This is a genomic window from Streptomyces sp. NPDC006134, assembly GCF_040628835.1.
GTDB lineage: Bacteria > Actinomycetota > Actinomycetes > Streptomycetales > Streptomycetaceae > Streptomyces.
Genome location: NZ_JBEXTV010000070.1, coordinates 25,335 through 39,175 on the forward strand (window position 1 = coordinate 25,335; position 13,841 = coordinate 39,175).

At 75.9% G+C, this 13,841-nt stretch carries 11 protein-coding genes; 10 read left to right on the forward strand and 1 reads right to left on the reverse strand.

From position 1 onward, the window contains the following. Positions 1-2: 2 nt before the first annotated feature. The gene (locus tag ABZ340_RS31965) at positions 3-485 is read right to left on the reverse strand and encodes a nuclear transport factor 2 family protein (RefSeq protein ID WP_358785367.1); all 483 of its coding nucleotides are present in this window, start codon (positions 483-485) and stop codon (positions 3-5) included. A gap of 160 nt (positions 486-645) precedes the next feature. Here ABZ340_RS31965 and ABZ340_RS31970 point away from each other — a divergent pair, with 160 nt between their 5' ends. The 10 genes from ABZ340_RS31970 to ABZ340_RS32015 all read left to right on the forward strand — a co-directional run. Then, positions 646-2,247, forward strand: coding sequence for an AMP-binding protein (locus ABZ340_RS31970; protein ID WP_358785368.1), 1,602 nt, complete (start codon positions 646-648; stop codon positions 2,245-2,247). 73 nt (positions 2,248-2,320) lie between these two features. Continuing rightward, complete coding sequence (locus tag ABZ340_RS31975) at positions 2,321-4,084, forward strand: FAD-dependent oxidoreductase (protein ID WP_358785369.1); 1,764 nt, start codon at positions 2,321-2,323, stop codon at positions 4,082-4,084. Between the two features lies 1 nt (position 4,085). Then, entirely contained in the window at positions 4,086-4,868 is a 783-nt protein-coding gene (locus ABZ340_RS31980; RefSeq protein ID WP_358785370.1) for an SDR family NAD(P)-dependent oxidoreductase, read from the forward strand. Between the two features lie 35 nt (positions 4,869-4,903). After that, complete coding sequence (locus tag ABZ340_RS31985) at positions 4,904-5,860, forward strand: aromatase/cyclase (RefSeq protein ID WP_358785378.1); 957 nt, start codon at positions 4,904-4,906, stop codon at positions 5,858-5,860. A 192-nt stretch (positions 5,861-6,052) separates the two neighbouring features. Next, on the forward strand, positions 6,053-6,352 hold the full coding sequence (locus ABZ340_RS31990; protein WP_358785371.1) for a phosphopantetheine-binding protein: 300 nt from the start codon (positions 6,053-6,055) through the stop codon (positions 6,350-6,352). Between the two features lie 67 nt (positions 6,353-6,419). After that, positions 6,420-10,325: an acyltransferase domain-containing protein gene (locus ABZ340_RS31995; RefSeq protein WP_358785372.1), complete on the forward strand. Its 3,906-nt coding sequence runs from the start codon at positions 6,420-6,422 to the stop codon at positions 10,323-10,325. A 144-nt stretch (positions 10,326-10,469) separates the two neighbouring features. Further along, a complete protein-coding gene (locus tag ABZ340_RS32000; RefSeq protein ID WP_358785373.1) occupies positions 10,470-10,652 on the forward strand; it encodes a DUF5302 domain-containing protein in 183 nt (60 codons plus the stop codon). Positions 10,653-10,900: 248 nt separating this feature from the next. Then, positions 10,901-12,655 (forward strand): acyl-CoA dehydrogenase, encoded by a 1,755-nt coding sequence (locus ABZ340_RS32005; protein ID WP_358785374.1) that lies wholly within the window; start codon positions 10,901-10,903, stop codon positions 12,653-12,655. Between the two features lie 35 nt (positions 12,656-12,690). Next, the gene (locus ABZ340_RS32010; RefSeq protein WP_358785375.1) at positions 12,691-13,521 is read left to right on the forward strand and encodes a 4'-phosphopantetheinyl transferase superfamily protein; all 831 of its coding nucleotides are present in this window, start codon (positions 12,691-12,693) and stop codon (positions 13,519-13,521) included. A 139-nt stretch (positions 13,522-13,660) separates the two neighbouring features. Next, the coding region (locus ABZ340_RS32015; protein WP_358785376.1) for a methylmalonyl-CoA mutase family protein at positions 13,661-13,841 on the forward strand (181 nt) is incomplete at its 3' end.

The window sequence follows — 13,841 nt, forward strand, 5'->3', positions numbered from 1 at the left end:
GCCTAGGCCGCGCTCGCGGCGGCCAGGGCGAGGTCGTCGCGGGTCACCAGGCGGGAGCGGGTGCGCCACTTGCCGCGCGTGCGGACCAGCACGTCCTCGAGGACGCACACCCGCGACACCCTCGACTCACCGCCGCGCGGCGTCGCGTACACCAGGGCGTAGGCCCGCGTGCGCAGCGTCCCGTCGGGCTGCGGCCGTACGTCGAGCATGCCGATCCAGTGCCGTAGCTGTTCGCCGCTGCGCTCCTGCTGGATCCGGTTGCGGCGCACGTTCGCGGCGAGCGCGGCGCGTCCGCGCACCGGCTCGTCGAGGGTGGGCACGACGAAGACGGCGTCCCCGGTGAACGTCCCCGCCCAGCGTTCGGCGTCGTGGTCGTCGAAGAGCTGCATCTGGTGCGCGTAGAACTGCTGGATCCGCGCATACAATGCGCCGAACTCCTCCTGCCGGGAGGCGGGTCGGACAGGTGTGAGCACCTCGGTGGCCATGGCTGGCCCCTTTCGTCGCGTCCTTGGTGTGCCACGGGATGCCGACACTCTCCGGGGCGCGGATCGAGCACTCTTCGAAGATTCCTCAAGCGCTCCGGCGGACGGTGAGTCGCGTCCAGCGGCGTCTGTCCGCCGAGCCGGAGCCGGAGGAGAACGAGCGGTGCCGAACTTCACCCATCCCGACCTCCCCGTCGACGGGCTGCTGCGGCGTGCGGCCCGGCGCGACCCGGACGGCGTCGCGATCCGCACCGCGACCCGGTCGGTCGGCTTCGCCGAACTCGACGCGTGGGCCGACCGCATCGCCGGCTTCCTGGACCGGACGCTCGACGGCGCGGCGGGCGCCCGCGTCGGCGTGGCCAACGTCCTCGACCCCGTCTTCGCCGCCGCCTACTACGGCACGGCCCGCAGCGGCGCCACCGTCGTCCTCGTCAACCCGCTGATCGGCGAGGACGGTCTGCGCCACGTCCTCGCCACCGCCCGGGTCGAGGCCGTCCTCGTGCCCGCGGCCACCGCGGGAGCGCTCGCCAGGCTGCGCGACGACCTGCCCGCGCTGCGCGCGATCGTGGTCACGGACGCCCCCGACGGCGTGGTGCCCGCCGGCACCGTGCCGCTGCACCGGGCCCTGGACGGTGCGCCGGCCCGGCACACCGGCGCCCCGGCCGACCCGGGCGCCGTCGCCTGCGTGCAGTTCACCACCGGGACCACCGGCCGCCCCAAGGGCGTCCTCCTCACCCACCGCAACCTGGTCGCCAACGCCAAGCAGGTCGCCCTGGCGCACCGCGTGAACGCCGGTTCGGTCACCCTGAACCACCTGCCGCTGTACCACGTGATGCACCTCAACTCCGGTGTGTACGCCGGCGCCTGCCAGGTGCTGTGCCAGGACCCCGACCCCGTCGCGTCCCTCGCCGCCGCCGCCGAGGCGGGCGCCACCCACTACTACGGCCTGCCCGCCCGGCTGCACGCCCTGGCCGGGGACGGGCGGCTCGTCGGCGCGATCCGTCCCGGGCCGCGGCTGACGGCCGTGCTGTCCGGTGGTGCGGCGCTCGCCCCGCAGGCGGCACGCACCCTGCGCGAACGGCTGGGCGTCCCCGTCATCCAGGGCTACGGCATGGCCGAACTCTCCCCGCTCACGCACTGCCAGCAGCCCGGCCGCCACCGGCCCGGCACGGTGGGCGGCGTGGTGCCCGGCACCGAGTGCCGGATCGTCGACCCGGTCACGCGCCGCCCCGTCGACGCCGGGGCGGCCGGTGAGGTCCAGGTCAGAGGGCCGCAGCTGATGGCCGGGTACCTCGACGGCGGGCACGGGGCGAGGATCGACGCGGACGGCTGGTTCTCCACCGGCGACATCGGCCGCCTCGACGACGACGGCGCCCTGCGCCTGGTGGACCGGCTCGACGACGTCTTCAAGCACGACAACGAGCTCGTCGCGCCGAGCAGGGTCGAGCAGGTGATCCGCGAGGACCCGCGCGTCGCCGACTGCATCGTGGCCGACTGGCCCGACGCCGAGCACGGCGCGGTGGTCTGGGCGGGCATCGTCCTGACCGACGGCGCCGGGGCCGGGCCCCGCACATCCGCGGGCGCCCTGCCGGGCCTCGGCATCCTCGACGTCCTCGACTCGATCACCACGCGGGCCAACGAGCACCTCGCCCCCTTCGAGCGGATCCGGTTCGCGGAGGCCGTCGAGTCCGTGCCGCGCACCCCCACCGGGAAGCCCGAACGGCGTTCGGTCCGCGCCCGGCTGAGACGCCGGGCCGCCGCGTGACCCGCCCCGCGCCCGCGCCCGCCCACGTGCCCCGTAACCGACGCACCCGACACCACCGACCCTGGAGCAGACCATGGTGACTCCCGCCGGCCGGCCGTCCGCGCCCACCTCTCCGATCCAGGTGCTGGTCGTCGGCGCCGGCCCCGTCGGACTGACCGCCGCCCACGAACTCGCCCGCCGGGGCCTTCGGGTGCGGCTGGTCGACGCCGCACCGGGCCCGGCCCGCACCAGCCGCGCCGTCGCCACGCACCCGCGCACCCTGGAGACGTACGACCAGATGGGCATCGTCGACGACGTGCTGCCCCTGGGGCGGCGCAACCAGGCGTTCACCATGTACGCCGGGGGCCGCCGCCGGGTGCGCCTGGAGGCCGACTACGCGACGATGCCCACCCGCTACCCGTACACGCTGGTCATCGAGCAGACCGAGACCGAGGCCGCGCTGCGTTCGGCGGTCGCCCGGCTCGGGGTGCGCGTCGAATGGGGCGTGCGCCTGGCGGACCTCGGGCAGGACGCGGACGCGGTGCGCGCCCGCCTGGTCCACGCCGACGGCCGCGAGGAGGAGTGCACGGCGTCCTGGCTGGTCGGCTGCGACGGCGGCCACAGCACCGTGCGCAAGCGCCTGGGCCTGGAACTCCTCGGCGAGAGCAGCGAGACGTGGATGCTTGCCGACGCCCCGGTCGACACCGAGGTGGAGCCCGACAGCATCTACTGGACGCACACCGGCGGCCAGGCGCTGATGATGGTGCCCTACGCCCGCGCCGGGCACTGGCGGCTCCTGGACACCGTGCCCGCGGCGGGCGGGGACGGGCCCGGCCGCATCGAGGAGCAGTTCTCCGCCAAGCTCAGCGCGGGCCTCGGACACCGGGTACGGGTCGGCGAGGCGTCCTGGACGTCCGTGTTCACCTTCCAGCAGCGGATGGTGGAGCGCATGCAGGACGGCCGCGTCCTCGTGGCCGGCGACGCCGCGCACGTGCACAGCCCCGCCTCGGGGCAGGGCATGAACACCGGCATCCAGGAGGCGTACAACCTCGCCTGGAAGCTCGCCATGGTCGAGCAGGGCCACGCGGGCCGGCAACTGCTCGAGACGTACAGCGAGGAGCGCGTCCCCCTCGGTGCGGCCCTGCTCGGCTCCACGCGCACCGCGACCACCCTGGTGCAGCTCAAGAACGCGCTCGCGGGCGTGGTCCTGCCCCTCGCCCTGCGCGTCGTCGACGCGGTGCGGCCGCTGCGCCGGGCCGTGCAGCGCAAGGTGCTCGGCGGCATGTCGGGCCTGCGGATCGGCTACGGCGCGTCGTCGCTGACCACCGCGGACTGCGACGAGTACCGTGCGGACGCCGGATTCCTCCCGAGGAGCGCGCGGGGAGCGGTCCCGGTCCCCGGCCCCGGCGCCCGGGTCACCGCCGCCCGGGTGCACGGCCCGGACGACCAGGTCGTCCGGGCCTTCCGCGCCGAACTGCGCGACCCGCGCTGGACGCTGCTGCTCGCCGCGGGCGGCCACGGACCGGGCGACGTCCCCGTCGGCGTGGCCGTCACCGCGGCCGCCCAGTACGGCGAGTGGCTGTCGGTCAGGACCGTCGGCGGCGACGGGCCCGACGGCCCCGCCCCGCTCGCCGACCCCGACCGGCGCCTGCGCACCGCGCTCGGCCTGCGGCCCGGCGCGTGGATCCTCGTACGCCCCGACGGCTATGTCGCGGCCCGCGGCACCCTGCTGACCCGGCCGGCCCTGCGCCGGGCGCTGGCCCCGCTGGTGACCCCCGTGCCGCTCGCCGACGAGGCACGGCGCGAGCCGTGCCCCGCCGTGCGCGCCGCCACCACCCACGACCTGGAGGAGCACTGACATGCCCGACACCCGCCCCGTCGCCCTGGTGACCGGAGCCACGAGCGGCATCGGCCTGGAGGTGGTCCGGCAGCTCGGCCGCGCCGGGCACCGGGTCTTCCTGTGCGCCCGCACCGCGCAGGACGTGCGGCAGACCGTGGCGGACCTGCGCGAGGAGGGCCTCGACGTCGCGGGGCAGGCCGCGGACGTGCGCTCCCGCGAGTCCGTGGCCGCGCTCGTGGCCGGGGCCGTGGAGACGTACGGACCCGTCAACGTGCTCGTCAACAACGCCGGGCGCAGCGGTGGCGGCGCCACCGCCGACCTCACCGACGACCTCTGGTACGACGTCATCGACACCAACCTCAACAGCGTGTTCCTGGTGACGCGCGAGGTGCTCGGCAAGGGCGGCCTCGCCGACGCCGCGTACGGACGGATCATCAACATCGCCTCCACCGCCGGCAAGCAGGGCGTCCTGCTCGGCGCCCCCTACAGCGCCTCGAAGCACGGCGTCGTCGGCTTCACCAAGGCGCTCGGCCGGGAACTCGCCCCCCGCGGCATCACCGTCAACGCGGTCTGCCCCGGTTACGTCGAGACGCCGATGGCCCAGCGGGTGCGCCAGGGGTACGCGGCCGCCTGGGACACCACCGAGGAGGACGTGCGGGAGCGGTTCGAGGCGAAGATCCCGCTCGGCCGCTACTCCACGCCCGAGGAGGTGGCGGCCCTGGTCGTCTATCTGGCCTCCGGGCCCGCCGCCTCGGTCACCGCGCAGGCGCTCAACGTCTGCGGCGGGCTCGGCAACTACTGACCCTGTGTCAAGGAAGCGAGGAAGACGTGTACGTGGTGTCGAGTGAGCGGGTGCACCGGACGGAGCACTCCGTCGAGGTGGACGCGGGGGCCGGGGTCGTCTACGGGCTGATCGCGGACGCGGTGCGGTGGCCGCTGTTCTTCCCGCCGAACGTGAACGTGGAACGGCTGGAGTTCGACGGGACGCACGAGCGGCTGCGGATGTGGGCCACGGCCAACGGCGAGGTGCGCTCGTGGATCTCGGAGCGGGTGCTGGACCCCCGGGAGCGGCGGATCGAGTTCCGCCAGACCCGCCCGCAGGCCCCCGTCGAGACCATGCACGGGACCTGGACCGTCGAGGAGCGGCCGGGCGGCACCAGCCGGCTGACGCTGCTGCACGACTTCACGGTCGCCGGCGACCGCCCGGGCGACGCGGAGTGGGTCGAGCGCGCCTGCGACAGCAACTCCCGCGCCGAACTGGACAACATCAAGCGTCTCGCCGAGCGCTGGACGCGCCTGGACGAGCTCGTCCTGTCCTTCGAGGACTCCGTGCGCGTCAACGGCCCCGCCGAGCTGGTCTACGACTTCCTGTACCGGGTGGCCGACTGGCCCGACCTGATCCCGCACGTCTCCCGCCTGGACTTGACCGAGGACAGCCCCGGCGTCCAGGTCATGTCCATGGACACGCTGACGGCCGACGGCAGTGCGCACACCACCGAGTCGGTCCGCATCTGCTTCCCGCACGCCGGGCGCATCGTCTACAAGCAGACGGCCACGCCCGCCCTGATGGAGGCGCACACCGGGGAGTGGTCGGTCGTGCCCGACGAGACGGGCGTGACGGTCGTCTCGCAGCACAGCGTGGTGCTGCGCGAGGAGGCGGTGGAGCGGGTCCTCGGCGCGGGCGCCGACCTGGCCGCGGCGCGCCGGTACGTGCGCCGGGCGCTCGGACAGAACTCCACCGCCACCCTCGCCCTGGCCAGGCGACACGCGGAGTCGTCCGTCCGTGTGCTGTGACGTCCGGCGCCCGGCCGCACCGCCGTCCGCGTCCCGGCCGGGCTCCGGCCGGGCTCCGGCTGTGTCCCGGCCGCGCTCCGGCTCCGCTCGAGCCGTCGAGACCAGGCTGGAACGGCCGGCGGCCGCCGGCCGACGGGCGCTGCCGGCCCGGCCCGGCCACGGACGACGACACGGCGGAAGGACGGACCGGACATGAACACGGACTCGGACACCGACACGGACACCGACACGGACGCGGACACCACCGGGCCCCGGACCCGGATCGCGCAGTACCTCTCCCGTTTCTTCCCGGTGCACGACCTCGACGACGACGCCGACATCTTCGAGCTCGGCTTCGTCAGCTCGGTGTTCGCGATGCAGCTCGTCTCCTTCGTCGAGGACGAGTTCGGCATCACCGTCGAGCACGAGGACCTGGAGCTCGACCACTTCCGCTCCCTCAGCGCCCTCGACGCCTTCGTCACGCGCAAGCTCTCCACCCCTCTCGCGCGGTAGGCCGGGCACACACCGGCGTACGCGCAGAAAGTCCTCTCGTTCGAGCGGCCGCGTCAAGGAGGCGCAGATGAGCATGGCCCGGGTGAACGGCGACACCGCCCCCCTTCGACGGACCGCCGACGAGATAGCCGCGCGGCTGTGCGACGAGGTCGCGGACCTGCTCGCCGTGCGGCCCGGCGCGGTGCCCGCCGGCCGGCCGCTGCGCGAGCTCGGCCTGGGACACGCGCAGGCGATGACGCTCGCCCGGCGGCTGTCCCGGTGGCTGGAGCGGCCCGTGCCCGCCTGGACCGTGTGGCAGTACCCCACGCCCGCCGCGCTCGCCGCACACCTCGCCGGTGACGACCGGGCCGCGCGGACGGCCGCCGCGACGTCGGTTCGCGGGCGTCCGGGCGCCCACGAGCCGATCGCGATCGTCGGCATCGGCTGCCGGCTGCCGGGCGGCATCGAGACCCCCGAAGCGCTGTGGCAGGGCCTGCTCGACGGGGTCGGCGAGGTGCCGGACGACCGGTGGAACGCCGCCGGCCCGTCGGCCGACGGCACCCCGGCTACCCGCCGGGGCGGCTTCCTCGACGACGTCACCGGCTTCGACGCGGAGCTGTTCCGCCTCTCGCCCGCCGGGGCCCGGAAGCTGGACCCCCGGCAGCGCATCGCCCTGGAGACCGCGTGGGCCGCGCTGGAGGACGCGCGCATCGTCCACGACGGGCTCGCCGGAAGCCGTACCGGCGTGTTCATGGGGGCCACGGAGCAGGAGCACCCCCCGGCCACCGGCGCCCACCCGGACGGCATCGGCACGCAGGGGGCGACCGGCCCGGACGACTCGGCCGTTGCCGCCCGCATCGCCCGCGCCTTCGGCCTCGACGGCCCCGCTCTCGCCGTCGCCACGGCGTACGGCTCCTCGCTCACCGCCGCCCATCTCGCCGTGCGCAGCCTGCGCGACGGGGAGGTGGACCTGGCGCTCGCGGGCGGCGTCAACGTGCTGCCGGGCCCGCACACCACCGTCGCCGTGACGGCGCCCGGCGGCACGGAAGCCGACGGCCGGCGCCGCGCCTGCCGCGCCGGCGCCGCCGGTCACGTCCGCGGCGAGGGCTGCGGCGTGCTCGTGCTGCGCCGCCTGTCCGATGCGCTGGCCGCCGGCGACCGCGTCTACGCCGTGCTCCGCGGCAGCGCCGTCCACCACGACGGCGCCTGTGCCGGGCCGGCGGCGCCCGGCCCCGGGGCCCGGGCGGACGTGGTGCGCGCCGCCTGGCGGGACGCCGGCATCGGCCTCCGGCACGTCTCCTACGTCGAGATCCACGGCACCGGCTCGCCCCTGGGCGACGCGGTCGAGGCCGCGGCCCTCGGCGCCGTCTTCGCCGGCGGCCGCACCGAGGCGCTGCGCATCGGCTCCGCCACGGCCGACTTCGGTCACCTGGAACCGGCCGCGGGCGTCGTCGGCCTGATGAAGACCGCGCTCGCCCTGTACCACGGCGAGATTCCCGCCGGCCTCCACCGCGCCGCCCCCGGCCCGCTCGCCGGCGCCGGGGCGGGCCGCCTCGAAGCCGTCACCGAGCGCACTCCGTGGCCGGGCGACGGCCGTCGCTACGCGGGTGTCAGCGGCTTCGGCTCCGGCGGTACCCACGCCCACGCGGCCCTGGAGGAAGCCCCGCACCGGCGGCGGCTGTTCGTGCCGCTCGCCGCCGACAGCGCGGACGGCCTGCGCGCGGCCGCCGATGTGCTCACCGGCCGGGTCCGCTCGGGCGGGGCCTGGTACGCGCCCGAGCTCCTCGGCCGCGCCACCGGCAGGCACCGTGTCGTCGCCGCCGTCGCCCACCCCGGCGAACTGGCCGGCGCGCTGCGCGACCACGTCGCGGCCCACGCCCGGGGCCCGGCCACCCGGCCGGACGCGCTCGTCCTCTGCTTCTCCGGCCACGGCTCGCAGTGGCCCGGCATGGGCCGCGACCTGCTCGGCGAACCCGCCTTCCGGGCCGCCCTCGACACGTGCGACCGGGCCCTGCGGCCGTGCACAGGCTGGTCGGTCACCGAGGAACTCCTCGCGGACCGGGCCGCTTCCCGCCTGGCGCGCACCGATGTCGCCCAGCCGGTCCTGTTCGCCCTGCAGACGGCCCTCGCCCGCACCCTGAGCGCATGGGGCGTCGAGCCCGCGGCCGTCTTCGGACAGGGCACCGGCGAGGTGGCCGCCGCGGTCTTCGCGGGCGCGCTGCCGCTCGCCGAGGGCGCCCGCCTGATCGCCACCTGGTCCCGGCTCGCGGACCCGGCACGGGAGCTGGGACACCACCTGGGCGAGCTGCGCACCCGCACCACCACGGTGCCGTTCTGGTCGGCCGTCAGCGGCGGGTACGCCGACGGCACGGGCCTCGACGCCGCGTACTGGGCGCGCACCATGGGCGCCCCCGCAAGCCTGGACGAGGCCGTCCGCGCGCTCGCCGGCGGACGGGTCCTGCGCGTCGTCGAGATCACGCCGCACCCGGTGGCGGCCCCCGCGCTGCGGCGCGGCCTCGACGCCCCCGGCGGCGGGCGGCTGCCCGTCCTGAGCACGGGCCGCCGCGGCCGGGCCGCTCGCCGGGCCCTGGAGGACGTGGCCGCCGCGCTGTGGTGCGACGGATCCGACGTGGACTGGGGGGCCGTCACCGGCCGCCGCCCCCGGCGCCGTGCCGCACCGGTCCCGGTCGCCCTCACCGTCTCGGGCCGCACCGCGCGGGCCCGCGCCGAGAACGCGGCCCGGCTCGCCGACCGCATCGGCACCGTGTCCGACGCCGGCCTCCTCGACGTGGCGTACACCGCCGCCCGGCACCGCCCCCACCTGGAGCACCGGGCGAGCGTCGTGGCCGCGTCGGCCGCGGAGGCGGCCCGGGCCCTGCGCGCCCTCGCGGACGGCCGCGCCCACCCCGGCCTCGTCCGGGGGACGGCCGCCGCGGGGACGGATCTCGCGATGGTCTTCACCGGCCGGGGCGGTCGGCGCATCCGCAGGGGACGGGAGCTGTACGCGGCGTTCCCCGAGTTCCGGCGGGCGCTGGACGAGGTGTGCGCCGCGCTCGATCCGTATCTGCGGCTGCCGTTGGTGGCGGTGCTGTTCGCGGCGGAGGACGGTCCTGACGCGGCGCTGATCCATGAGCCGGAGTTCACGCAGCCGGGACTGTTCGCGGTCCAGGTGGCGCTGTTCCGGCTGTGGCGGTCGTGGGGTGTCGTGCCGGCCGCGGTGACCGGTCACTCGGTGGGTGAGGTGGCGGCGGCGCATGTGGCGGGAGCGCTGGGCCTGGCGGACGCGGCGCGGCTGGTGGCGGCGCGCGGCCGGCTGACGCAGGGGTGCGAGCGGGGCGGGGCGATGGCCTCCGTCCAGGCGTCCGAGTCCGAGGTGACCGAGGTGCTGGCGCGGGTGGGCGGCCGGGTGACCGTCGCGGAGGTGAACGGGCCGGACCGGACGGTGGTCGGCGGGGACGTCGCCGCGGTCGAGTCGGTGACGGCCTGGTTCGCGGGGGAGGGGCGGCGGGTGCGGCGTCTGGAGGTGTCGCACGCGTTCCACTCCCCGCACATGGACGCGATGCTCGGGGAGTTCGCGCAGGTCGCGGCGGAATGCGCGTTCGCTGAGCCGTCGATCGCGTGGGTGTCGACGGTGACGGGCGGTGCCGTGTCGGCGGGCGCGGTGTCGGATCCGGGGTACTGGGTGCGGCAGGTGCGCGCCCCGGTGCGGTTCGGGGACGCGGTGCGCACGTTGGAGGGCTCGGGGGTGGGCCGGTACGTGGAGTGCGGTCCGGCCGGGGCGCTCCACGCGACGGGCGCGTCGTGCCTGGCGGAGCCCGCGGTGTCCGTGGCGCCGCAGCGGGGGGCGGACGAACCGGTGGGTGAGGTGCGGGCGCTGGTGCGGGCGCTGGGCGCGCTGCACGTGGCGGGGCAGGACATCGCCTGGGAGCGCGTCTTCGCCACCGGTGTCCCGGTCGATCTGCCGGTCTATGCCTTCCAGCGCGAGCACCGCTGACGCGCCGCCGGGCCGGCGCGCACCGCGGGCCGGGCGCGCGATTGCCGCTCGAGCGGAACTCGAGTGAGGGTCCAGGTCCGATCCGTGACAGTGGTGGTGCCGTGCAACTCCGGCGGGCCTGTCCCTCACGGCAAGGAGGACCGTATGACCGAAACCCCGAAGAACAACCCCGGCGACGACGAGGTACGCGCGCGGTTCAAGGAGGCGCTGGAGCGCAAGTCGCAGGTCTCGCGCGCCCGGCAGGCGCACGAAGCGGGCCGGTCGAAGGTCAGGAACATGAGCGGTCCGGCAGGCCGGAAACGGAACTACCGCCGTAAGACCGGCTGACCGGCTGACCGGGAACCTGCCCGGACAAGGCTGCGGCACCCCGTGACCGGGGTGCCGCAGCCTTTTTCTCGAAGACCGCTCGAGAAGTCGCGGAGAATTGCTTCCGGTGTGCCGTGGTCCGGCCGCGGAAACACCGGAGCATACGTCGAGAGCACCTCCACCCGGGCTCGAGGTGAGGCGGTCAGGGTCGGAGTACGGGTGCGCACGCGGCGCCCCGTACCGCGACGAGGGAGCTGACCACCGCCGCCATGACCATCACCGCCGAGACCATCCACCCCCCGGGCGCGCCGTTCGGACGGACGGAGGCGGACGCCCGCGCGCGGGCCGCGCGGCTCGAGGCGCTGCTGGGCGACCCGTACGACCCGGCCAACCCCCATGGCCTGCGGGCCCTGTTCGGCGCCGACGACCGGCGCGTGCCGCCCGCCGCGACCGAGACGCTGCTCGCCGAGTCCGGGCTCGGCGCCGAGTTCGTGCCCGCCGCCCACGGCGGCCGGCTCACCCGGGCCGATCTGCTGGCGCGCGCCCTGCGCCCCGTCTTCCGGCGCGACGTCGCGCTCGGCTTCGGCTACGGGATCACCTCCCTGTTCGCCGCCGGCGCCGTCTGGACGGCGGGCAGCACACGGCAGCGCCAGGACGTCGCCGACCTGCTGCTGAGCGGCGGGCGGGCGACGATCCTGCACCACGAACTCGCGCACGCCAACGCCATCCTGCGCCACGAGTTCCACGCCCGCGGCACCGTGGACGGCTACCGGCTCGACGGCCGCAAGGACGTGATCATCAACGCGGCGCGCGCCGATCTGCAGGTCGTGTACGCCCGCACCGACGCCGCCCGCGGGCCGCGCAGCCACTCCGTGTTCCTCCTCGACCCCGCCTCGGCCCCGCCGGGCCGGATACGGCACCTGCCGCGCGTCGAACTGCCCGGCATGCGGGGGGCGCTCTTCTCCGGCCTGGAGTTCACCGGCTGCCCCCTCCCCGCCGGGGCACTCGTCGGCGGCGAAGGGGAGGGAGTGGGTGTCGCGCTGCGGGTCTTCCAGGTCAACCGCAGCGTGATCTGCGGCGTCGTCACCGCGGCCGCCGGCACGGTGCTGCACTCGGCCGTGCGGGCCGCGACCGACGGCCGCACCGGCCCCGTCGCCCCCCGCTGGCGCAAGCCCCTCGCGGGCGTCTTCGCCGACCTGCTGGCCTGTGACGCCATGGCCACGGTCGTCCTGCGAGCGCTCTCCCTGCTGCCCACCCGGGCCCACCTCTTCGCCGCCACCGTCAAGTACGTGGTGCCCGACCTGCTGCGCGAGGACCTGGAGGAGCTCGCCACCGTCCTCGGCGCGCGCGGCTACGACCACGCCGGCCCCGAGTACGGGGCGCTGGACAAGCTCGTGCGCGACCTGCCCGTGGCCGGACTCGGCCATGCGGGCAGCGCCTCCTGCCAGTCGGTGCTCGTGCCCCAGCTCCGGGGCCTCGCCGAACGGTCCTGGTTCACCGAGGACGAGCCGCCGTCCGAACTGTTCCGCGCCGGCGGCGAGCTGCCCGACCTGGACTACGGGTCGCTCGGCATCGCCGGCGGCGGCGACTTCATGGCCGCCTCGCTCGTGGGCAGCGCCGCCCGGCTCGCCGCCGCGCGCGGCACGCGGGGCACCCGCGGGGTCCTCGCCGGCCTCGCCGAGGCGTTCGTCACCGAACTGCGCGCCCTGCGGGAGCAGTGCCGCCGCCTGCCGGCGTCCGGCGCCGCCCTCGCCGACCCCGCGGTGGTCGTGCTCGCCGACCGCTACGCCGGCGTCGTCGGCGCCGCCGCGGTCCTCGGCATCTGGGAGAGCCAGGACGGCACCGACCCGTTCCTCGCCGACCCGGCCTGGGCCGTCCTCGCCCTGTCCCGGCTCGCCGGCCGGATCGGCGTCCCCGTGCCCGACCTGTCCGACGGCATCCAGGAGCAGATGCTCGACGAGCTCGTCCGCCGCCACCGGGAGGGCCGCAGCTACGACCTCGACGCGATCGCCCTCGCACCGTGACCTCCCGCCACGGACGCTCCAGGGAAGGAGAGGCCTTGACGACCACCGTCCCCGCCGGCGCGGAGCGCATCAGCGCACCGGTCCACGTCAGCGGACCGTACGCCCCCTGGCACCGGGTGCGCGAGGCCATGGACCGCTACGGCAACGCCGTCATCCACACCACCTGGGGCGAATGGCTCACCGCCGTCGTCGCGGAACCCGCGCTGCGCCCGCTGCTCGGCCGCGACTGGCAGCGCTACCGCCGCACCACCGACCCCACGGTCCGCTACCGCTTCGCCGCCTCCCGCCTCGCCGTCAAGTACACGGCCGCCGCCGCCCTGTACACCGACCCGGTGGAGCTCGACCTCGCGTACCGGACCGGCGGACGCCCGTACCTGCGCGGCCTCGACCAGATCGACGTGAGCCTCACCCACACCGACGACCTGATCGCCGTCGGTGTCAGCCGCGACGGCCGCATCGGCGTCGACGCCGAACCCGCCGACCGCCACATGTCGTACGACCTGCTGAGCCGCCATGTGCTCACCCCCGCCGAACGCGTCGGCCTCGAGGGCCTCAGCGACGCCGGGCGCACGGCGGCCATGCTGCGGCTGTGGACCCTGAAGGAGGCCTACACCAAGGCCCTGGGGCAGGGACTGAGGCTCGGCTTCACGGAGTTCGGCTTCGGCTCGGATGGCGGCGAGCTGCTCGCCCCGGACGGCAGACCCGCCGCCCGTGGCGAATGGACCTTCGCCACGCACCGTGTCCTCGGCCGCTACCTGCTCAGCGTGGCCCGCCACGACGCGGGCCTGGACAGCTCCCGCGACACGGCGGCGCGCACCATGCTCGACGAGGGTTTCATGGGCGCCGTCACCGAACTCCTGGGCTGACGGCCCGGGGCGCGGTTCACCGGCCCAGGCGCGCACCCGCGCGTCCCGCGGCTACCGAGCCGTACTCGAGCCGTTCGGACGAACATGCCTCCACAAGCCGTGCAGACGGCAGGCCACGCACCCGGGGAGACACGAGCCGATGGACCAGCCAGCAAGCTCCGAGTCCGGACTGCCCATCGAACCGGTCTACGGGCCCGACGCCCTGGCCGGCTGGGACCCGGCCGGGAAGCTGGGCGAGCCGGGGTCGTACCCCTTCACCCGTGGCGTGTACCCGACGATGTACACCGGCCGGCCCTGGACGATGCGCCAGTACGCCGGTT